Here is a 20,779-nt window from a genome sequence, read left to right as displayed (position 1 = left end):
GGAGTGATCTATGAACCGGGCGGAAAAATATATCAAGTTTCTCATCTACGCGGCGGTGATCATCCTGATCAATGTGGTTGGGATCACCCTGTTTTTTCGGATTGATCTCACGGAAAACAACATCTACTCCCTGTCCAGGGCGAGCAAGCAGGCGGTGGCAACGATTTCCGAACCCATGACCATCAAGGTGTTTTTCACCGAAAACCTCCCGGCCCCGCACAACAACACCCAGCGCTACCTCCGGGATCTTCTGGAGGAATACGCCATTCATGCCAATGAGTACTTTAATTACCGCTTCTATAACGTGAGCCCCAGGGAGGAAGGCGTCACCCAGGAGGCCCGGGAGAATCAGGAGCTGGCTGAAAACTACGGCATCCGGCCGGTTGAAATCCGAACCGTGGAGCAGGATGAAATCAAATTTAAAAAAGCCTACATGGGCCTTGTACTGATCCACGGGGATCTGATTGAAAAAATTCCCGCGCTCACCTCAACCGAGCAGATCGAGTATGAACTGACCACCGCGATCAACAAGTTAAACAACAAAATCAGCAAGCTGGCAGGCCTGGAGGAGAAGGTGAACATCAAACTCATCATGTCCTCCTCCCTTGAGACGGTCGCCCCGTATATGGGCCTCAAGCAGCTGCCGCAGCTGCCGGAAAAGATCAAGGAAGCCGTGGCGGCGTTAAATGACAAAAACTACAACCAGCTGGCCTATGACTACGTGGATCCGGGCCAGGGCGATGAACTGGATCAAACCCTTGATAAGTACAATGTGATGAGCCTTAAATGGCCGGATATTCCTGAAGAAAATATCCGTGCCGGCCGCGGCGCCATCGGGCTTGTTATGGAACACAAAGACAGGGTCAAGCAAGTCCGGCTCATGGATGTGGTCCGGATGCCCATCATCGGCACCCGCTATGAGCTTATTGATACGGAGAATTTAAATGAAATCATCAATGAAAACATTGAAACCCTGATCGGCATCAATGAAAATATCGGCTACCTGGCCAGTCACGGGGCGCCTTCCCTTGCGGGGGGGATGGGGATGAATCAGCAGCAGGGCGAGAGCCTCCGCAACTTTAACATGCATTTATCGGAGAGCTATGCGGTCAAGCCGATCAACCTGTCCGAGGAGCCGATTCCGGAAAGTTTAAACTGCCTGGTCATCGCCCAGCCCACGAAAAAATTTTCCGATTACGAGCTCTTTAAGCTCGATCAGGCCCTGATGCGGGGCACCAACCTGGCGATTTTTACGGATGCCTACAAAGAGAGCGAACAGCCGCAGCAACAGCAGCAGTTCAATTTCAACCAGCCGGGGTATGAGCCCTTTGATTCGGGATTAAAAAAGCTTCTGGCCCATTACGGGGTCAGGCTGCGCGATGCCTTTGTCATGGACAAAAACTGCTACAAGCAGACCCTGCCCGCCCAGGCCGGCGGCGGCGAGCGGCCCATCTACTACGCGCCGGTGATTCAGCACCAGAACATCAATAGCGAGCTTGATTTCATGAAAAGCATCAAGGGGATGATCACCCTGCAGAATTCGCCGCTGGAGTTGGTGGACGAGCAGATCAAAAACCAGGGCTTACAGGCGCATGAACTGTTCGCCTCATCCAAGCAGTCCTGGCTAAAATCCGGCAAGACCAATTTAAACCCGATTTTCATGCAGCCGCCCCAGGCAAATGAAGAATTCAAGTCCTATCCCCTGGCCTACCTGGTTGAAGGCGAATTCAAGAGCTATTTTGAAGGAAAACCGATTCCGGCCAGGGATGCGGATGAATCTGAAAAAGAGGCATCCGCAGGCGATGAAAACGCTGACAAGCCCTCTGAAGCAAAAGAAGGTCCGGGCGATCCGGAAATTGACCTTTCCAAAATCGAAAGCGCCCAGGAGTTCGAGGCCGCCGGCCGGCCGGCCAAGCTGGCCATCATCGGCTCATCCGCCCTTTTAAAGGACAACCTTGTGGATCAGGAGGCCCAGAGCCCGAACACCACGTTTCTCTTAAATGTCATCGATGTATTAAACCACCGCAGCGATATCGCCGCCATGCGCGGCAAAACCCAGCGGTTCAATCCGCTGGATGAAACCCCGGCAGTGACCAAAACCGGCGTTAAAATCATAAACATCGCCGGCCTCCCGGTGCTGGTGGTGCTCTTCGGGCTGATTGCCTGGCGGCGCCGCCGGGTCCGCAGAAAACGAATCCAGATGATGTTTCAAGGCTGAAGAAAAATAGGAGAGGCAAACCATGAAGTCCAAAAAAGAATATATCATTCTGATTGCGGTTGCGATTGTCCTGATAATGTACCTGCTGCTCCATCAGTCCGACCGGACCCTTTATCAGCTGCCGGAGATGCCGGATCTTTCGGAAAAGGAAATCAGCCGGCTGGAAATTAAAACCCCGGATGAGACCATTGAGCTCAAAAAAGAGGCCGGCCAATGGGTTATCAAGCCGCAGGGCTACAAGGCGGCGGGCAAGAAAATTGATAAAATGATCGATACCTTAAAGGATTTCCAGTTAACCGCCCTGGTGTCGGAATCAAAAAGCTATACCCGCTACGAGCTGTCTCCTGATAAAAAAATAATGGTCAAGGCCTGGGCGGGGGGTGAGACGGTCCGGACCTTTGCCGTCGGCAAAGCCGCCCCGTCGAACCGGCATACGTTCGTCAAACTCCCGGATAACCCGAACGTCTACCATGCCCGAAACAATTTCCGCCGCAATTTTGACCAGCGATTGGCCGACCTGCGGGACAAAACCGTGCTGGCATTAAAAGCCGATGAAATTCAGGCCGTTGAAATAAACGATACGGACAGGCAGCTGAAAATCGCCCGCACGCAGACCGAAGCCGAGGTCGACGTTTCTTCTAACGCATCCGAAAAAACGGAAAAAACAAAGGAAGATACACCGGAAAAACCGGTCTGGCAGGATACCAAAGGCAATGAAGTGGAAGCATCCCAAGTGGAGGATCTCTTAAACAGCCTCTCGGGGCTCAAATGCAAAAGCTTCATCAATGACCGGGAAAAATCCGATTTTACCGATCCGATATATGAAGTCACTTTGACCGGGCCGGAAACCCATACACTGTCCATTTTTGAGAAGGCGGCAGAGGAAGATAATACCTATCCGGCGGTCTCATCCGGCAGCCAACACCCGTTTAACCTCTCCGCCCAAAAGGCGGAGAGCATTATGGAAGCCATTGATGAGGAATAGCCCATGACCCCAACCTCCCCCATTCGCATCGGCGCGCTGATTTCCGGCACCGGCTCCAACCTGGAAGCCATTTTAATGGCCTGTGAAACCGGCCAAATAAAGGGGAAAGTGGTATTTGTGGGCACAGACAACCCCGGGGCCAAAGGGCTGGAAAAGGCCGAAAAGCGGGGCATCCCCGCATTTGTGGTCGATTATTCAAAAATTATCCGGGATTTCAAGCAGAATCCGGATCCCATGCGGCTGCCGGATGACTATGACGGCGGCGAGATCATTTCCCGCCAGTCACTGTTTCCAAAGGAGGCGAAGCCCGAGAGAGTGGCCACCTATTTTGCCACCCGGGCCCTGGCAGAGGCTGAACTGCTTTCGCAAATGGCCGACCACCCGTTTGATCTGCTGGTGCTGGCGGGCTTCATGCGGAATTTAAGCCCCTATTTCATCGACCGGGTCAACACCGATCATATGCGGCCCAAAATCATGAACATCCACCCCGCCCTTCTCCCGGCATTTCCCGGCACTGACGGCTACGGGGATACGTTCCGCTATGGCTGCAAGGTGGGGGGCTGTACGGTGCATTTCATCGATTACGGCGAGGATACCGGCCCGATCATCGGACAGCGGGCATTTCCGATCGATGCGACCGACACCATCGAGAGCATCAAGAAAAAGGGGCTGACCCTGGAATGGGAACTCTATCCGGCATGCATCGCGCTTTTTGCCGAAAACCGCCTGGTGCCGGTCAAAATGACTTACACCTTAAAAAACGGCGAGACCCGGCAACGGACGGTGGTAAAAGTTATAGAAAATGATGTTTTCAAATAATCTCTCAAGTGCCGAGCACTTTGAGCATCAAAGGCAGCGCCAGAAAGGTGCCGATGCCGCTGCCCAGGTTGGCGAGGACAACGATAAGCAGGATGCGGGTGACGTTATTTTTCCAGAATCCCCGCACAGACAGGATATCATCGGACAGATTTTCAAAATCCTTGACTTTGGGCTTTCTGACAAACGCCTCCACCAGACCGGCCACCCAGCCGGCGGCAATCATGGGGTTTAAAGAAGTAAGCGGCGCGGCCACAATGGTCGCCAATATGGTGAGGGGGTGGGCCAGGGCAATAATGGCGCCCAGACCGGCAAAAATGCCGTTGACCGCCACCCACCAGGAAATCATGTCTTTCCCCTTTTCCGCACCGCCGAAAAAAAACCCCGTGACAATCAGCAGCAGAATAGCCGCGGGAATCAGCCATTTGAAAACACCCGCGCCCCGTCCCTTAGGGGGCACCGTCTCAAGCGGGGCGATATCAATATCTTCTGCGATATATTTCTGAATCCCGGGCACATGGCCGGCGCCCATCACGGCCACGGTCTTTTTGCCCGGCGCATGGCGGATCTTATGGGCCAGATACCGGTCCCGCTCATCGATCAAGATTTTCCGAAGCGAAGGATGGCTCTTTTCCAGTTCTGACAGGATGGACTCCAGCATATCCCTCTGCTTCATCTTCTCGATATCCGCCTCGTCAATCTCATCCACGCCGCCCATGGAAAGCAGAAGCTGGAAGAGCAATTTCAGCTTGCTCCACGCCCCGGTACTTCGCCAGGTGCGGGAAAGCGTCACGCGAATATCGCGGTCCGCGAGGCAAATCTCCGATCCGGCCGCTTCCCCGGCATTGATGGCCCGGATCATCTCCTCGCCCGGCTTGATGCCCAATTTATCCCCGATCCGTTTCTGAAACGAGGCCAGCAGAAAGTTGGCAAACAAGAGAAAGGCCTTTTTCTCCTTGATTACCTTGACGATATCCATCTCCTGCCACTGCTTCTGCTGAGTAATGGCCTGATACCGGGAGGGGCATAACTCCACACACACGGAATCCGGCTGTTCCGCTTCAATCAAAGCCTCCGCGGCCTCCGCGCTTTCCCGGGATACATGCGCGGTGCCCAGAAGTACAATTTCCTTCTCATCAACAGTCAGCCGATAGGTCGCGGCGTCCCCGCCTGATTCCGTCATCTATTTGTATTCCTTGTTAGATTGAGTCCGATAAATCCCCCTGCAAATCAATTTGGGATGCACACATTTTAGTGCGGATGTCAAGAAAAGACTGATTCCTGTTGCGTTGGCACCCATTGCTGATTAGTTTATTGTTGTTATGGCAGCGCTCATTTATAACGACATATACTCCTGGCAGGGCTGGGGCGGCAAATTGAAGCTGGCCAGCGGCAAATGCTGGCTGCGCATTTACGACCGCTCGCGCGGCGAGGGGCATTCGGTTCCGTTTCTCCGCCCCTATGTGATTATTGTCACTGACGTGGCGGAGAGCAAAATGTCCATCCGGAGCTGCGCCGGCCACATTGCCACCAACGTGACCCGCGAATTTGATATCGACCCGCACCGGATGCTCTATGTGGAGTATTACCCGGAGGTCACCTACGGGTCCAACAACCAGCACACCATTCCCGAACAGTATGTGGCGGTTGATTTCACCTGGTATGAATCCAGAGCCTTAAATCCCAAATGGCGGCAGCTAAAGCCGCCGCTTTTAGATATTGTTAAATCCCTGGTTGAAAATACCGAAACAATACATCAAGCAAGTACTTAATATTGATAATTATTTAATTTGCTTAGAAATAACTTTAAAGGCACTGAGGCACGATAAATTTGTTCTATCTATTTTTCAGGCGGGCACGGTGGCCCGCCCTACGAATGGGGAAAAACCCGATCCATCGTAGGGCCGGCTACCGTGCCGACCATAAATTCTTGATTTCATTGACCTTACACCTTATACCCGATACCTTAAACCGTGAAGAAGCATGTTACCGGAAAACGAGTTAAAATCCCAGCTCCGGCGAATTAACGGCAAAGGCTACAAGGCCTACAAGGACATCAAAGGCAGCTATCAATTCCCGAATTACCAATTAATGCTTGACCACATTCAGGGCGACCCTTTTGCTTCGCCAAGCCGCGCCCGGGTGCGCGTGGATCGCCAATCCGCGGGCTTTGCGCCGGCTGTCACCCAAAATAAAAGCCGGCAGGTGGCGGCCTGTGATTTTTTGACCCGCCGGTTTTTTGCCTCCTGCCGAAAAATTTCCAAAGGCCGCCGGGGCACCGGCAAGGGCGGCTTGATCACCATTGACGGACCGGGCCAGGAAATCCTTGAGCGCACCGCCATGGTGATCACCGACACCTATGTGGAGGCCCGGTTCCGGATCGGGCTTCCGGCCCATGGCCGAAAAATCGCCGGAAATGACGCGGAGGCCATGTTCTTTGACGAGCTGCCCCGAATCGTTAATCAGTCGCTTTTCAGCAGAAACCTGGACATGGAGGCGCTCGACCGGCATATCCAAACCGCCGAAGATGCGGATACGGCCAGATCCCTCTTGCCCGGGCACGGCCTGATCGCCTTTGTGGCAGACGGCAGCCTGCTCCCCCGGCGAAGCGGCATTGATTCCCGCCCCATGCCGGCCAAGGAGGCCATCGCCTTTCAATCGCCTGAGACTTACCGGGTTACGCTTGAGCTTCCCAACGCCGGCAGCGTATCCGGCATGGGCATCCCGGCCGGCGTCACCCTGATCGTGGGCGGCGGCTATCACGGCAAATCAACGCTTTTGGCCGCCATTGAACTGGGCATTTACAACCATATCCCGGGCGACGGCCGGGAACTTGCCGTAACCATAGAAAATACGCAAAAAATCAGGGCCTGTGACGGCCGGAATATCGAAAAAACCGATATTTCGCCGTTTATCAACAATCTGCCCTTTCAAAAGGAAACCGCCGCATTTTCCACCGAAAACGCCAGCGGCAGCACCTCCCAGGCGGCAAATATTGCCGAGGCCATTGAGGCGGGCGCCGAGGCCATCCTTTTGGATGAGGACACGTCTGCCACCAATTTCATGATCCGGGACCATCGCATGCAGCAGCTGGTCAAAAAAGCGCAGGAGCCCATCACCCCGTTTATCGACAAAGTGCGGCAGCTTTTTTCGGATAAAAACATATCCACGGTCCTGGTCATGGGCGGCTCAGGCGATTATTTCACTATGGCCGATCATGTGATCCAGATGACCGAGTACCAGCCCTATGATGTCACCGCCGCGGCCCGGGCCATCGCCATGGAAACCGGCACGGACCGCTGGAATGAGGGGGGCGGACAATTCGGCGACATCCGGCACCGCACGCCGCTTCCGGAAAGCTTTAATCCATACAAAGGCAATAACAAACTAAAAATCGCCGCCCGCGGGATTAATGAAATCCAGTTCGGCAGCGACAATATTGACATTTCCGATCTGGAACAGCTGGTGGATATCTCCCAGATTACCGCCCTGGGGCATGCCATCCATTATGCCGCAGGACATATTGACGGCCGCCGATCCTTAAAAGAGCTGGTCGAACAGGTTCTTGCGGATATCAATGCCCAGGGGCTGGACGCCTTAACCCCCTACATCACCGGCGAGATCGCCGAATTCCGGGCTCTGGATCTGGCCGCCGCCATCAACCGGATGCGGTCGCTCAAAATGCGGCAGTCCGGGTAAATTTTAACAATCAAAGCGAATTCACCCGGTCTACATACTGTGCGATTTTAAACTTTCGCTCAAGCCCCCTGGCATTCATGTAGCGGACCTTGCCGAAAATTTCCCGCTCCTGCCACGGCCGGTCGTGTTTGCCGAAACACCAGGCCACACCGGTGAAGCTGTTCGCATCCCGGCCGTCCAGTTCGTATTTGTTGTTTAAATAGAGCATGATGTCAAAGGCCTCGGCCGGATCTTTGGTCCATTCGATAATTTTTTTTCCCCAGTACATGCGCATGTAATTGTGCATCTTCCCGGTTACCATCATCTCCATCTGCGCGGCATTCCAGTAAGGGTCATGGGTTTCAGCCGCCTCAAACTGATCCCGGGTATAGACATAGGGGCGGGGATCTGACTGATGGGCTTTCAGGCTTTTCTGTGCCCACTGCGGCACGGCGGATTCATAGCTGTCATAGCCCGGATTGTGGTAAACAAAATTGATGCCAAGCTCCCGCCGGACCAGGAGCTGTTCAAGAAATGCCCATTTAGCGGTATCCGGCGCATCCGCACGGCTCACTTCCTGGTATACGGCTATCGGCGAAATCTGCCCGAAATGAAGATAGGGACTCAAATCCGACTGGCATTGGGCCACCGGATCCCGGGCCAGGGTTTCATAATCCGTCAGTTTTTCCCCGATAAACCGGTTCAAAAGGACCTTTGCCGCCTGCTGGCCGCCCTTAAATGCAGATACCGGGGAAACACCGGCATCTACCGATATTTCGGAAAGCAGCCGGGCCGGATCAACCGCCTCGGAAATGCCATCCGGCAGCGCCGCCGGAAGGCCGCGGCCGCGGGGAGCGGGAACCGGATCAAAAAATTCATCTTTCCGCTTTAAAACTTTGGGCCGCAATGTGCGGGCGGCGGTTTCCTCTTTTTCCGAGGCCACGGCCACCGGGACGATCACATCCGTCTCCACCGCGGTAAACGGACAGGTGATCGCTTTGGCCACTTTATCCCGCCACTCGCGTTGAATTCTTAAATACCCGACATCCGTTACCACCCAGGCCGCCTTTTCGGCCAGCTTGACAACAGAGGCGACCATTTCGCCCATCCGAAGGACAAAGGGGATATCCGCCCTGTCAAGGCCTGCCTGGACATCCCGGATGCCTTCCAGCATAAACTGGTAGTGGCGCAGATTGGCCTCCGGAAAATCCGGGGTCAGCACAAATCCGACAACAAGCGGAAGGTCCAGTTCATCCGCGGTTTGAGCGGCAAAGGCCAGGGCGTGATTGTATTCCGTGCGCTGGGCCTGCTGCATCCAGTACAAAACATAGGATCCGTCCCGGGGCGGGACCCCGATCAAGTGGCGTATTCGGGCCTCATGAATCATGTTTCCCTGCCTTTCTTTCAAGGAACTCAACAAAATATGTTTTTATTCCAAATAGTTTTGCCACTGTCATTCCGAGGAACGAAAGTGACGAGGAATCTTTATTTAAAGATTTCTCGCTGTCGCTCGAAATGACAGTATGGACGAATTTTGAAGGCCTTTTTTAGTTACTTTCTGCAAAAATGCCGTAGCGGCGGAATAAGCCGTTTTTACGAAGCCATCAGAAACTAAATATCCAGGACAGATCCGCGCCGATCATATCCGCCTCGGATTCGGGCTGATAGAGATCATACCCGCCGCTTTCCACCCGGTCAGAGGCCTTAAACCGAAGGGATTCATAAAAAATCCGAAATTTAAGCTGCCGCCACCGCCATCCGATGTGGGCAAACGGCGAAATGTCCGGTTCCGGTTCCAGATCGATATCCGGGCTTCCCTGCACAAAAAAGATGGCCTCGTTTCGCGTATAAATCGGCCATTTGATGCCCGCGGTCAGAAAAAACCGGCCGAATCGTTGCACTGGATAAACCGCGCCGGCGCCGATGCGTCCGCAGATTGTCCACCACCATTCCTCCACGCCGCCCACCCGGGTGCCCAGCTCAGTCCGGGTATCATCCAGATCCCGCAGCCACAGCCGGCCGCCCAACCCGGCAATGCCTTTTATCAGAAGGCCGGACGGCCACTGATATCCCGGCTCAAGATCAAAAAACGCAGCGCCCCCGATATAAGTCACATCGGTTTGAATCGGCAGAAGCGTCCAGGTATAGCCCTCATAATCCACCTCCCCGTAAAAAAGCGAAGCCCCCTGCCGCCAGCCGAACATCCCCTTGCGATAGGCCAGTTCCTGCTTCAGCCCATACAGAAGCCCGGTTTCCTCAACCAGCTGAATGCCGCCGGCACCGTATTCAGACCACTTAAAATGCTGGAGCCGAACCCCCAGGTCCAGCTGATAAGGCCCGGATTCCGGATTGGATTCAGCAACACCCGGGGCCGGCATCAGTAAACTGAATAGGAACAGCCCCAGCCAAACCAAATAAGACAATATGGATCGCCCGAACAGCAATCGCCCCGTCGGGCAAAGGCTGCCTTCTCCTGCCCCCCGTACCATCAATTACTGCCCCTCCCTTTCAGATGCCTGCCGGCTGCGTTTAAATCGACCCGTTTCAAGAAATGCGGCCACCTGGCGGCATACCTCAGCACTTTCCGCAATAAAGTTATGGGTGCGCGGCAGCACCAGAAAATCATTCATCCCCGGCAGTATTGTGCTTTCGACAGCCACCCGGCCGTCATCTTTTCCAGGAATAATCCATGAACCGATCGGATTAAAACTCCGGCTGCCCGCAATAATCCCGATTTCGGCATCTACTGGCGCAAGCCGCTTGGGCAGGCTTTGCGGGCCGGTGCCGAGGGTTTTGCCCGCCGGCCCGTAAATCCATTCAAAAAAGAACCAGCCGCCGAAGACATCCACCAGTTCGCTTCCCTGGTTGGGCGGACTGATCATTACGATACGGCTGCCCGGGGGCAATTGATGGGCCTGTAAATATTGGCGGAGGACAATACCTCCCATTGAATGGGTGACAAAATGGATTTTTTTATGTTCGTTCTCCCGGCATCGCCCCATTATCTCGGGTATATGCGTTTCAGCGATTTGTTTAACCGGATACCGGGTGGAGGGGTATTTAGCGTTTACCACCGTATATCCGGCTTCGGCCAAGCAAGCGGCAATCGAATCCATGGAAGACGGTCCCCGCCCCAGGCCATGAAGCAAAACCACGTATGCCGCCCTGTTTTCCGAAGCCGTGGGTTTAACCCGCGAGCAGCCCGTCAGCAGAACGGCAAACAGTCCAAGGACCAGTACGCCGCGAAAACAAAGACAGCAAACAAAGCCCCCAAGCCGCATATGATTGGAATGACACAACAAATTCATAACCCTGTTAAAATAACCGGACCGCCTTTCAGCGTCCCGCCGGCACCGGCCCCAAAATAATTCAGTAGATCTGCGTATCCTTTAAATTATGCCGCGCAATCGCAAAAAGGCAAAAAAATAATCATCTTTGGGTTTCCCCATAGATTTTGATGGTTGTTGCGGATAAAGATTTCGTGTTACAATTAAACTCAGTTTATATGTATAAACACAATTTCGGATTTATCGACGCCATGCCATTGCCTCATTTATGCGGCTATTTAACCCGCAAATATCAAGCCATCGCTTCTTATGCTAACAGATTATTTTCCCATCAGACACAAAATCCGAATAAAAACCGAAAAATCCGGGTTTTATTGGTCGTTTCAAATTCACAATTAAACACATAGGAGGTACAATGAAACGCATTCATTGGTTACTGGTAATTTTACTGGCAGCGGTTATCGCTCTGCCCGCGACGTCTGTGGCCGAGGTCACGACCGCCCGGGATGACAAAGGGGTCTGGTTTATCAAGGGCCATGAGTCGGACAGCATCTATGATGTATTCAAAGAGATGGGCTATGCCGTGGCCACGGACCGGCTCTGGCAGATGGAGAAATACCGGCGGTCCGCTAATGGGACACTGGCTGAAATTCTCGGGGCTGGTGAAAACAATAAATTTCTCAACCAGGATATTCTGGTTCGGGTCACCGGCTACAGCGACACGGAGCTGAGCGAGGGCTTTGATGCCCTGGATGCGGAAACCCGGGAGATGATCCAGGGCTATGTGGACGGGGTTAACCAGCGGATTAACGAGGTCTCAGCCGACCTGACCCAGCTGCCCATTGAATTTCATGGGCTGGGTCAAAAGCTTGGATTGGGCGGCCCCCTGGTGCCGGACCAGTGGACCCCGGAAGATATCCTGGCCTGGGAGGCCGCATTGCTGCGTCAGTTCGATCCGGGCGCCCAGTCGAGGGGGCAGCTTGATAATGCCCGGTTAATCCAGTATCTGCAGACCGCATTCGGAGAAAATTTGGGAATGCAGATGTTTAATGATCTGCGCTGGAAAAATGATCCGGATGCCCAGACCTATATCCCGGAATCCAAGGCCAATACCAATACAACCGCGGCAGCCGGCCCAAAAGCCGCCGAAACCCGCAAGGTTGCCAACGCTCCTTCAACTCCGGCTGAAAAGGAAAAGGCAATCGCCAATGTTCAGAAAATCAGCGAGCCCATGGATAATCTTTGGGCGAACCGGGTGGAGACGCTCAAACAAATAAACGCCTATGTTAAGATGGGCTCCTATGCCTGGGTGGTCGACAAAGACAAAACCGCCTCCGGCCGGCCGATTATTTATTCCGGCCCGCAGATGGGATTCTCCGTTCCTTCCATCGTCATGGAGGGCTCCATAGAGGCGGCCGGCTTAAACATTTCCGGCATGGCCATACCCGGCCTGCCGGGCATCGTCATCGGCCGCACCCCGCATCATGCCTGGTCCATGCAGGTGGGACATGCCCATACCGTGGACTATTATTTTGAGACGCCGGCGGAAGTTACCTTTCATCGCACGGAAACCATAAAAGTGGCCGGCCAGGAAAATGTTGAATACCCGGTTTTCCGCTCCGACCACGGGCCGATTATCTCCCCGCGGCCCTATGATCCGGCAGGCTATAATCCCGCAGAAGATGATCCCCTGATTGCCTGGCGCTATTCGCACTGGGGCAAGGAGTTTGAAACCATCAAGGCCTTCCTCAACCTGGCGCGGGCCCAGAGCATGGACGAATTCGGGGCGGCCTTGAGAAACGTCGCGGTCAGCCAGCATTTCTGCTATGCGGACCAAGACGGCAACATCGCCTACTGGATGTCCGGCATGGATCCGGAGCGGCCCGATGGATTCGACTACCGCTTTCCGCAGGGCATGCTGGGGCCCCAGGCGGAATGGAACGCGGACGAGCTTAAGCCGCTTTCCACGGACAGAAATACAGAACAGGGCTTCTACTGCGGCTGGAACAACAAGTCGAGCCCGGATTACCCCAATTCGCTAAACAACATGAGCTATTTCTTCGGCCCCTTTCACCGGGCCCACGTGATCGAGGAGTACCTGGAAAGCCACGACAATCTGACATTTGAAGAAATCCGGGATCTGGCATTGAATATCGCCACCACGGACTCCATCCGGGACGGCGGCAATCCCTGGGCCTTTGTTGAAACCTATTTCCGGGATGCGGTCAACAAAAACCAAACATCTGAAAGAACCCGGGCTTTGGCGATCATGGACGGATTTGACGGCCATTTTGTGAAAGGCGGAAAAGACAAATGGATGGACGGCAAAGACCGATCAGACGCCTGGATGCTCGCCAACATCTGGATCCAGGAGGTAATTGATCTCACATTTACGGATGAGCTGGGTAACGAAAACTCCGGGGTCTATGATCCGGAGGCGGCGGAAAACGACAACAACGTATATGATGCGGATACGGAAAACCCGGAGAAATGGAAAAACCCCACGGTGCTGTTTAACGTCATCCTCCACGGCCTGAATCCGGACAGCGCGATTTCAAACAACCACAGCTGGTTCGATAATGTGGGGACCCCGGATAACGTTGAAACCGCGGAAGGGATTATCGTCACCGCTCTGGATAGAGCCCTGGATAAACTCGGCGGACGTTCATGGGGCGTAAATAAGCGCGGGGTGATTGAATTCAAGCATGAACTGCTGGGCGAGGTCGTTCACACCATCCCGTTTGCCTCCCGCTCCACCTACGCGCACTGCGTTGAAATGGGCGGATCCGGCCCGCGACGGATTGAAAGCATGTTCCCGCTGGGCCAGTCCGGCAGTATTCTGGCCGGTCCGAATGGGGAGCCCCAGCTTGATGGGAATTTCCTTTCCATGATCGAGGTCTTTTACACATTCGCCCACCGGGATTTCCCGACCTTTGACTCCGGGGATGACGATGATGACACCTGCTTTATCGATGTCATCCGGCCAAGGTAAACGCGCCTTTGTAAAAATCTGCCGCCGCAAGCCCATACGGCCTGCGGCGGCAGCAAATACCTATTACATCATTTCAATTACTGACGCCATGGACACACCACCCCCGCCGCAAAGCGTGGCCATGCCCAGGGATTTTCCCTGTTTTTTCATGGCATACATCAAGGACACCATAATCCGGGCGCCGGTGCAGCCCACCGGATGGCCCAGGCCGATGCCGGAGCCGTTCACGTTCACGACTTCGCGGTTTAACCCCAGCTCCTTTTCACAGCCCAGATACTGGGCGGCAAAGGCTTCGTTAAGTTCGATCAGCTCAAAGTCGTCCAGCTTGTAATCGCTTTTTGTCAGCAGGTCCTTCACCGCGGGCACCGGGGAAAGTCCCATCACCGAAGGATGGCAGGCGCCTTTGCCGGTGGCCTTGATGCGTGCCAGGGGCTTAAGGCCAAGCTCCTTTGCCTTTTCCGCGGACATGATCACCATGGCGGCGGCCCCGTCATTAATCCCGCTGGAATTGCCGGCGGTCACCTTGCCGATTTTGGGCACAAATGCGGGCGGCAGCTTCTTGAGATCCTCCATGGTCAGACCGGGACGGAAATGCTCGTCCTTGTCAAAGACAAGCGGGTCCTTTTTCTTCCGCGGCACGGATACCGGCACCACCTCATCGGCAAAATCGCCTTCCTTGTTGGCCCGCTCCGCATTGTTGTGACTCCGCAATGCCACCTCATCCATTTCCTCCCTTGAGATATCGTGTTTCTGGGCGATGAATTCCGCTGTGTGGCCCATGATGTAGGGTTTTCCCACAAAATAGGAAAGCGGCGGCTGGGTCTCATCCACCGGCCCGTCCTCCGGATGCGGGATGACGTGGGAACCGCAGTGCAGCCCGCGGATCAGCGCATCCACCATCACGTCATCCTGCAGCCGGCAGCCCCAGCGGGCATTGGGCAGTACATAGGGGGCGCCGGACATGTGCTCCATCCCGCCGGCCAGAATCACATCCGCCATCCCCGCCTGGATCATGGCCATGCCGGAGAGCACGGACTCCATGCCGGAGATGCACACCCGGTTGATGGTTACCGCCGGAACAGTATCCGGGATGCCCGCCAGAAGCGCCGAAACCCGGGTCACATTTAAGGTGTCAACCGGCTCCATACAGCAGCCGAAGCGGATATCATCAATAATGCCCGATTCAATGCCCGCCCGGTCAACCGCCTCTTTCATGGCGATACTGCCGAGATGCGCCCCGTTCATATCCTTCAGGGTGCCGCCGAAAGCCCCGATGGCCGTCCGGCAGGCGGATACAATGACAACTTCCTTCATGGTCGTCCTCCTTTTAACCTTCTTTTAACCTTTGTTTTTTGCGATTGAACTGAAAAACGCGATAGCGTAAAAAACGTTTATGGGTCTTATTGAAATTATTTTAATCGCCGTCGGTCTCGCCATGGATGCCTTTGCCGTCTCCATTGCCGCCGGCACATCCGGCAGGCTCGGCGGCAAACGCGCCATATTCCGCCTGTCCTTTCACTTCGGCCTGTTTCAGGCCATGATGCCGGTAATCGGCTGGTATGCGGGCGTTTACATCGCCGCGCTGATTTCCGCCGTCGACCATTGGGTGGCTTTTGGCCTGCTGCTGTTCGTGGGCATCCGGATGATCAAAGGCGCATTTGAGACCGACACGGACGCATTTAAAGACGATCCCTCCCGGGGCGCAAGCCTCGTGATCCTCTCTGTAGCCACCAGCATCGACGCCCTGGCCGTGGGCTTAAGTCTTGCCATGCTGGAGGTCAACATCTGGTATCCGTGCGTCATTATCGGCGTCATCACCGCCGGACTCTCTGTCCTCGGCATCCAGGCCGGCAAATTTTTCGGCCGAAAGCTTGGCTCCCGCATGGAACTCGCGGGCGGCGTAATTCTGATACTTATCGGCTGCCGGATTCTTATCTCCCACCTGATCCAGGAGCTATGAGGCCGACTGATCAATCCACCGCGTAATACCCGGCACAGTCGTTTCCGCCCAGTCCTCTGAGAGCCGCTTTTGAATGAACTGCTGATACAATTGATGCACCAGATCCGCGGCCCGCTCCACATGCGCGATCTGCTCAAGCACCCGCTCTTCGATATCCTCGCTTTTCTCGGCCGGATTCTTCTCCGGCGGCTTTAGCCCGGTGATATTTAAGCTTTCGCCTTTGAGCTGGAACCGCCACTCCGCCTCGGGGGCCTTCATGATCAAACTGATCTCGGTAACCAGCGCCCCCTTTTTAAGGGCGAGCACCCCTTCCTCAAGCCCGGCCCCGTCCCCTTTGATGGTAATGGTTTCATCACGGTTCTGCCGGTGGTTTTCCAGCACAATCCGGTTGCCGATCTCAAGGGCTGTGCTTTCCGTCTCCGGAAATGCCAGACCGGAGCGGTCTGTTTCCATCATGAACCATAGCCAGGTCAGAAACTCATTGCCCAGGTATTTATACCGATTGTATGCCACGGCCACATCAAGCATTTGAACCTCCCTGGAAAAACGTCGGTGCCGCCTTATAGAGCAGGTCCTTCTGTTCATCCGTCAATCCGCAGGTTATCTCCGCCTCGGTGAAGGGAAACATCCGGATAATGGAGAGCTTAAAGGTCTTTGCAAAAATTGATTCCAGCTCCTCGTTGGCTGCCTTCTGCGTGGAAAAAAACCAGAGCGCCTGCCCCTCATAGTTCCAGATCACCTCGTAGACGTTAGGGGTGGCCGGGATTCTGACATAAAGACGCCGGGCCACCTCGTCGCGGAGTTCCTGCTTTTCGTTTTTGGTCAAACTGCTGCGCTCGGACTGCTTAAGCCGCTTTATCACCGCCATGTCCAAATGTTTTTTAAGCACCTTGGCGGGAATCTGTTTTTTATCGATGCGCAAAGAGAAGACCAGATAGGTGCCGAATACCAGGTTGACATTGTCAAAATCCGGCTGAAACGGATTCTCAAAGCAGGTCCAGCCGACGCTTTTCTCGGCCGGATCATTGTCAATTTCGCGGATGGCGTGATTTTTCAGCCGATCCCGCACCGTTTCAAGAAACGGGTCCGGAATACGGCCCTCCACCCGGTAGCGGGCGAGAGACATGGTAGCGGACAATAAACCCATAAAGATAAACCTTTAAAATAAATTTTTTTGAGATTTGGTGCCTGGAATTTGAAATTTTACATACAAAATGCCAAGGCACACCCATTTTTATCTCTGAGATAGCCCAAAGAAGCAAGTTTTTCGAAATAAAATATCCCCTTCTCATAAACCGCGAGCCGCTGTCCAGGCAAGTATTTTTTCCTGTAAAAAATCGGCCGGAATTGATATGAATGGAACCTGATGTCTATTCAGATATTTGAAATTAAATGAAAATCAGGAAGCGTCACCATGTATTTCATCGCTGATCTGCATATCCACTCCCGGTTTTCCCGGGCCACCGCCAAAAACTTAAATTTTGAAAACCTCTATATCGCCGCCAGGGAAAAGGGGATCACCGTGGTGGGCACCGGGGATTTTACGCACCCCGGATGGTTTGAAGAAATCCAGGAACGCCTTGTTCCGGCGGAACCCGGACTTTTCAAGCTCCGTGAGGATCTGGAAGCGGCATGCGAAAACCAGGTCATGGTAAAAGACCGGTTTCCTGTACGGTTCATGCTTTCCTGCGAGATCAGCAACATCTACAAAAAAAACGGGGTGACCCGTAAAACCCACAACCTGATTTTCCTGCCGGATTTGACCGGGGCCGCCCGGTTTAACAGCCGGCTCGAACAAATCGGCAATATCCGCTCAGACGGCCGGCCCATTTTGGGCCTGGACAGCCGGGATCTCCTTGAAATTCTCCTTGAAACATCAGACGAGGGCTTCCTGATCCCCGCCCATATCTGGACCCCGTGGTTTTCCATGTTCGGCTCAAAATCAGGCTTTGACACGGTCGGGGAGTGCTTTGAGGATTTAACCCCGCATATCCATGCGGTTGAAACCGGCCTTTCATCAGATCCGCCCATGAACTGGCGGGTGGGAAATATTGACGGGCTGACCCTGGTTTCCAATTCAGACGCCCATTCTCCGGCCAATCTCGGCCGGGAGGCCAACCTGTTCAACTCGGAGCTCAGCTATCCGGCAATTAAAGCGGCCATTGAAACCGGGGATTTGGAGGCTTTCGGCGGCACCATCGAATTTTTCCCCCAGGAGGGCAAATACCACCAGGACGGCCACCGCAAATGTCATCTCAACCTCCCCCCCAAAGAGGCGATCGCCTTAAACGGCATCTGCCCGGTATGCGGCCACCCGCTGACCCTGGGGGTGCTCCACCGCGTCGAGGCGCTGGCCACCCGGCCGGAGGGCGAAAAGCCGGAAAAGACGCATCCCTATTACAGCGTGATCCCGCTGGCGGAAATCCTCTCTGAAATCGTGGGCACAGGGCCGAAAACCAAAAAGGTCCTCTCCTATTATCAAACTGTGCTTGAAGCCCTGGGTCCGGAACTCGCGGTGCTGCATACCCTGCCGGTGGATGCGGTTGACGAAGCCGGGATTCCGCTTTTAACCGAAGGGATCCGGCGGATGCGGGCCGGCAGCGTGCATATCTTCCCCGGATTTGACGGCCAGTACGGGGAGATCAAAGTCTTTACCCCGGAAGAGCGCGACCGGCTCATCGGTCAGCAGGCGCTTTTTCAGGTGCCCAAGGCGCCTTCCAAAAAAACAACCGCCGGCCGGACGCCAGGCAAAAAAAAAACAGAAAAAAATGAGCCGGCAGGTGCGTCATTAAATGCCCCGCCGGCGGCGAAAAACCTCGAAAACGCTGCGGATACAGATTTTCTGGCCGGCTTGAATCCAGAACAGATGAAGGCGGTCAACCATGGCACGGGGCCGCTGATGATCGTGGCCGGCCCCGGCACGGGAAAAACCCGCACAATCACCTGCCGTATCGCCCGCTTGATTCAAACCGAAACCGCCCGGCCGCACCAGATCCTGGCGGTGACGTTTACCCACAAGGCGGCTGCGGAAATGAGCGAGCGGCTCGCCGCGTTTCTCGGAAAAGATGCGAAGCAGCCGCTGGCTGCCACCTTTCACGCCTTCTGCCATCGGTTTTTAAAAGAAACCGGGATTTCCGGTGAATTCTCCATTATTGATGATTACGACCGGCTGCAGCTGGTCCGGGAGGCCATGGCGCAGGTCAAACAGACGGACGCTGATATAAAGGGCCGGGCCATTGCCGTCAGTGACCAGATTGTCTGCGCCAAGCAGCAGATCTTAAGCCCCTGGGATGACCTGTCCGCTACTGCCGGCATTCTTGATGCCGATCAACTGGCCAGGGTCTACCAGGCCTATCAAGACCTGCTGGCCACCCAGCAGGTCTGCGACTATGAGGACCTGATTTTTAAAACCGTGGGGATTCTGGAAAGCGACAGGACTGTCCGGGAGGCTTACCAGCAGCGGTTTCCCTATGTGTTTGTGGATGAATACCAGGATTTAAACCATGGCCAGTACCGCATCATCGGGGCGCTTACCCGGGCGGAGGGAAATATCTGCGTCATCGGCGATCCGGACCAGTCCATATACGGATTCCGGGGTTCGGACGTTAAATTCTTTACCCACTTTACGACCGACTTTCCAGGGGCCGCCCAAATCCGCTTAACCCGGAACTACCGCTCGGCGGAGACAATCCTTGAGGCTTCGCATCAGGTGATCCAAAATCACAGTTTAAACGATCAGACCGGCCGGGTGACCTCCGGCATTTCCGGCCCGGAAACCATCCGGCTTTTTAATGCCGCATCTGAGAAAGCCGAGGCGGTTTTTATCGGCAAGACCATTGAGCAGATGGTGGGCGGCACCGGGTTTGATTTTGATGATTTCGGCGGCCATGAAGCCCGCCGGCATGGTGATTATAATGCCTTCTCCGATTTTGCCGTGCTTTTCAGAACCCGCGCCCAGGGCGATATCATCGCTGAGACCCTTACGCAGGCGGGCATTCCGGTCCAAATCGCCACCAAGGAAAACCTGTTTCGCCGCAAAGGAATCCAGGAACTCATGGCCTGCCTGAAGCTCCTGGAAGGCCTGGCCACCTATACGGATTTTGAGCAGACGGCCGGCGCGCTGGCACCGGATTTGACGGCAGAAGCCATCAAAGCGGTCAAAAACTGGGGATATGCCAACCACCTGACGCTAAACGGTCTGCTGACAGAAGCGGAAAGAATTCCCGTCCCGGAACTTACTGCCGCCAGCCAGGACCGGCTGAACACATTTTTTACGCGCCTTGCGGCCTGCGCCCGGGAGAGTTCGGGGCTTACCGTTTCCCAAAAACTTCAGTATTTAGAAGAGAAGCCGGGCTTTCAGTCTTTATGCCGAGTGGATGCCCATGCAAAAGAGGCGTTTTCCCGGCTCCTTGCGTCAGCCGCCCAATTCGGGGATGATACCGCCGCTTTTATTGAATCCGCCGCGCTTCAAACCGATCCGGACAGCCATGACAGCCGTAGCCAGAAGGTCTCGCTGCTTACCCTGCATGCGGCCAAAGGGCTTGAATTTCCGGTCGTTTTTATCGCCGGGTGTGAAGACGGCTACATACCGCTCCGGCATGCCGGGGGCCATGTGAGCGAGCCGGCAGAGGAGCGCCGCCTGTTCTATGTGGCCATGACCCGGGCCAAAACCATGCTTTTTTTATCCCGGGCCAAAAACCGGCGGATCTACGGGAAAAAAGAAGAAAGGCGACCCTCGCCCTTTTTAACCGATATTGACGCCCGGCTGCTGCAGGTGGAAGAAAGCGCGGCCAAACCCAAACCGGCCACGCAGAAACAGTTGAACCTATTTTAAAGGACTTTT

Annotated in this window: 15 protein-coding genes; 8 read left to right on the top strand and 7 right to left on the bottom strand. The window is 54.6% G+C overall.

Features of this window, described 5'->3' with window-relative positions; genetic code table 11:
- Window positions 1-10: 10 nt before the first annotated feature.
- Genes U5L07_17720 through purN form a run of 3 tightly spaced genes read left to right on the top strand, consistent with a single transcriptional unit; the run spans window position 11 to window position 4,022 of the window.
- On the top strand, window positions 11-2,218 hold the full coding sequence (locus U5L07_17720) for a Gldg family protein (protein ID MDZ7833588.1): 2,208 nt from the start codon (window positions 11-13) through the stop codon (window positions 2,216-2,218).
- Window positions 2,219-2,240: 22 nt separating this feature from the next.
- Complete coding sequence (locus U5L07_17715) at window positions 2,241-3,203, top strand: DUF4340 domain-containing protein (GenBank protein ID MDZ7833587.1); 963 nt, start codon at window positions 2,241-2,243, stop codon at window positions 3,201-3,203.
- A 3-nt stretch (window positions 3,204-3,206) separates the two neighbouring features.
- Complete coding sequence (gene purN / locus U5L07_17710; GenBank protein ID MDZ7833586.1) at window positions 3,207-4,022, top strand: phosphoribosylglycinamide formyltransferase; 816 nt, start codon at window positions 3,207-3,209, stop codon at window positions 4,020-4,022.
- 4 nt (window positions 4,023-4,026) lie between these two features.
- On the opposite strand, the gene U5L07_17705 is transcribed toward purN, so the two are convergent.
- Window positions 4,027-5,202 carry a TraB/GumN family protein gene (locus U5L07_17705; GenBank protein MDZ7833585.1) on the bottom strand — a complete coding sequence of 392 codons (1,176 nt, stop codon included), beginning with the start codon at window positions 5,200-5,202 and terminating at the stop codon, window positions 4,027-4,029.
- Window positions 5,203-5,341: 139 nt separating this feature from the next.
- Here U5L07_17705 and U5L07_17700 point away from each other — a divergent pair, with 139 nt between their 5' ends.
- Window positions 5,342-5,791, top strand: a complete 450-nt coding sequence (locus tag U5L07_17700) for a hypothetical protein (GenBank protein MDZ7833584.1) — start codon at window positions 5,342-5,344, stop codon at window positions 5,789-5,791.
- Between the two features lie 211 nt (window positions 5,792-6,002).
- Complete coding sequence (locus U5L07_17695; protein ID MDZ7833583.1) at window positions 6,003-7,718, top strand: ABC-ATPase domain-containing protein; 1,716 nt, start codon at window positions 6,003-6,005, stop codon at window positions 7,716-7,718.
- Between the two features lie 10 nt (window positions 7,719-7,728).
- Here U5L07_17695 and U5L07_17690 read toward each other — a convergent pair whose 3' ends face one another.
- The 3 genes from U5L07_17690 to U5L07_17680 all read right to left on the bottom strand — a co-directional run bounded on the left by U5L07_17690 (window position 7,729) and on the right by U5L07_17680 (window position 11,005).
- Window positions 7,729-9,084 carry a deoxyribodipyrimidine photo-lyase gene (locus U5L07_17690; protein ID MDZ7833582.1) on the bottom strand — a complete coding sequence of 452 codons (1,356 nt, stop codon included), beginning with the start codon at window positions 9,082-9,084 and terminating at the stop codon, window positions 7,729-7,731.
- Between the two features lie 217 nt (window positions 9,085-9,301).
- A complete protein-coding gene (locus tag U5L07_17685; GenBank protein MDZ7833581.1) occupies window positions 9,302-10,120 on the bottom strand; it encodes a hypothetical protein in 819 nt (272 codons plus the stop codon).
- A gap of 69 nt (window positions 10,121-10,189) precedes the next feature.
- Entirely contained in the window at window positions 10,190-11,005 is an 816-nt protein-coding gene (locus U5L07_17680) for an alpha/beta fold hydrolase (GenBank protein MDZ7833580.1), read from the bottom strand.
- Between the two features lie 394 nt (window positions 11,006-11,399).
- On the opposite strand from U5L07_17680, the gene U5L07_17675 reads away from it, so the two are divergent.
- Window positions 11,400-13,976, top strand: a complete 2,577-nt coding sequence (locus tag U5L07_17675) for a penicillin acylase family protein (GenBank protein ID MDZ7833579.1) — start codon at window positions 11,400-11,402, stop codon at window positions 13,974-13,976.
- Window positions 13,977-14,039: 63 nt separating this feature from the next.
- Here U5L07_17675 and U5L07_17670 read toward each other — a convergent pair whose 3' ends face one another.
- Window positions 14,040-15,290, bottom strand: a complete 1,251-nt coding sequence (locus tag U5L07_17670; GenBank protein ID MDZ7833578.1) for an acetyl-CoA C-acyltransferase — start codon at window positions 15,288-15,290, stop codon at window positions 14,040-14,042.
- A 79-nt stretch (window positions 15,291-15,369) separates the two neighbouring features.
- Between U5L07_17670 and U5L07_17665 the strand changes: the two genes are divergently transcribed.
- Window positions 15,370-15,936, top strand: a complete 567-nt coding sequence (locus U5L07_17665) for a manganese efflux pump MntP family protein (GenBank protein MDZ7833577.1) — start codon at window positions 15,370-15,372, stop codon at window positions 15,934-15,936.
- On the opposite strand, the gene U5L07_17660 is transcribed toward U5L07_17665, so the two are convergent.
- Both U5L07_17660 and rdgC read right to left on the bottom strand, forming a co-directional pair.
- Complete coding sequence (locus U5L07_17660) at window positions 15,931-16,464, bottom strand: hypothetical protein (protein MDZ7833576.1); 534 nt, start codon at window positions 16,462-16,464, stop codon at window positions 15,931-15,933. The genes U5L07_17665 and U5L07_17660 overlap by 6 nt on opposite strands.
- Window positions 16,457-17,083, bottom strand: a complete 627-nt coding sequence (gene rdgC, locus U5L07_17655) for a recombination-associated protein RdgC (GenBank protein ID MDZ7833575.1) — start codon at window positions 17,081-17,083, stop codon at window positions 16,457-16,459. The genes U5L07_17660 and rdgC overlap by 8 nt, the downstream gene beginning before the upstream one ends.
- 267 nt (window positions 17,084-17,350) lie before the next feature.
- On the opposite strand from rdgC, the gene U5L07_17650 reads away from it, so the two are divergent.
- Window positions 17,351-20,770, top strand: coding sequence for a UvrD-helicase domain-containing protein (locus U5L07_17650; GenBank protein MDZ7833574.1), 3,420 nt, complete (start codon window positions 17,351-17,353; stop codon window positions 20,768-20,770).
- Window positions 20,771-20,779: the final 9 nt, after the last annotated feature.

This window comes from Desulfobacterales bacterium, from assembly GCA_034520365.1.
Taxonomy (GTDB): domain Bacteria; phylum Desulfobacterota; class Desulfobacteria; order Desulfobacterales; family Desulfosalsimonadaceae; genus M55B175.
The sequence above is the reverse complement of the archived record's forward strand: the minus strand, read 5'-3'. Positions and strand labels throughout refer to the sequence as shown.

Excerpts from the sequence above, each read along its gene's own strand:
- U5L07_17665 (MDZ7833577.1), top strand. The coding sequence starts at position 15,370 with ATGGGTCTTATTGAAATTATTTTAATCGCCGTCGGTCTCGCCATGGAT.
- U5L07_17705 (MDZ7833585.1), bottom strand. The coding sequence starts at position 5,202 with ATGACGGAATCAGGCGGGGACGCCGCGACCTATCGGCTGACTGTTGAT.
- rdgC (MDZ7833575.1), bottom strand. The coding sequence starts at position 17,083 with ATGGGTTTATTGTCCGCTACCATGTCTCTCGCCCGCTACCGGGTGGAG.
- U5L07_17720 (MDZ7833588.1), top strand. The coding sequence starts at position 11 with ATGAACCGGGCGGAAAAATATATCAAGTTTCTCATCTACGCGGCGGTG.
- U5L07_17715 (MDZ7833587.1), top strand. The coding sequence starts at position 2,241 with ATGAAGTCCAAAAAAGAATATATCATTCTGATTGCGGTTGCGATTGTC.
- U5L07_17700 (MDZ7833584.1), top strand. The coding sequence starts at position 5,342 with ATGGCAGCGCTCATTTATAACGACATATACTCCTGGCAGGGCTGGGGC.
- purN (MDZ7833586.1), top strand. The coding sequence starts at position 3,207 with ATGACCCCAACCTCCCCCATTCGCATCGGCGCGCTGATTTCCGGCACC.
- U5L07_17660 (MDZ7833576.1), bottom strand. The coding sequence starts at position 16,464 with ATGCTTGATGTGGCCGTGGCATACAATCGGTATAAATACCTGGGCAAT.
- U5L07_17650 (MDZ7833574.1), top strand. The coding sequence starts at position 17,351 with ATGTATTTCATCGCTGATCTGCATATCCACTCCCGGTTTTCCCGGGCC.
- U5L07_17680 (MDZ7833580.1), bottom strand. The coding sequence starts at position 11,005 with ATGAATTTGTTGTGTCATTCCAATCATATGCGGCTTGGGGGCTTTGTT.
- U5L07_17690 (MDZ7833582.1), bottom strand. The coding sequence starts at position 9,084 with ATGATTCATGAGGCCCGAATACGCCACTTGATCGGGGTCCCGCCCCGG.
- U5L07_17675 (MDZ7833579.1), top strand. The coding sequence starts at position 11,400 with ATGAAACGCATTCATTGGTTACTGGTAATTTTACTGGCAGCGGTTATC.
- U5L07_17695 (MDZ7833583.1), top strand. The coding sequence starts at position 6,003 with ATGTTACCGGAAAACGAGTTAAAATCCCAGCTCCGGCGAATTAACGGC.
- U5L07_17670 (MDZ7833578.1), bottom strand. The coding sequence starts at position 15,290 with ATGAAGGAAGTTGTCATTGTATCCGCCTGCCGGACGGCCATCGGGGCT.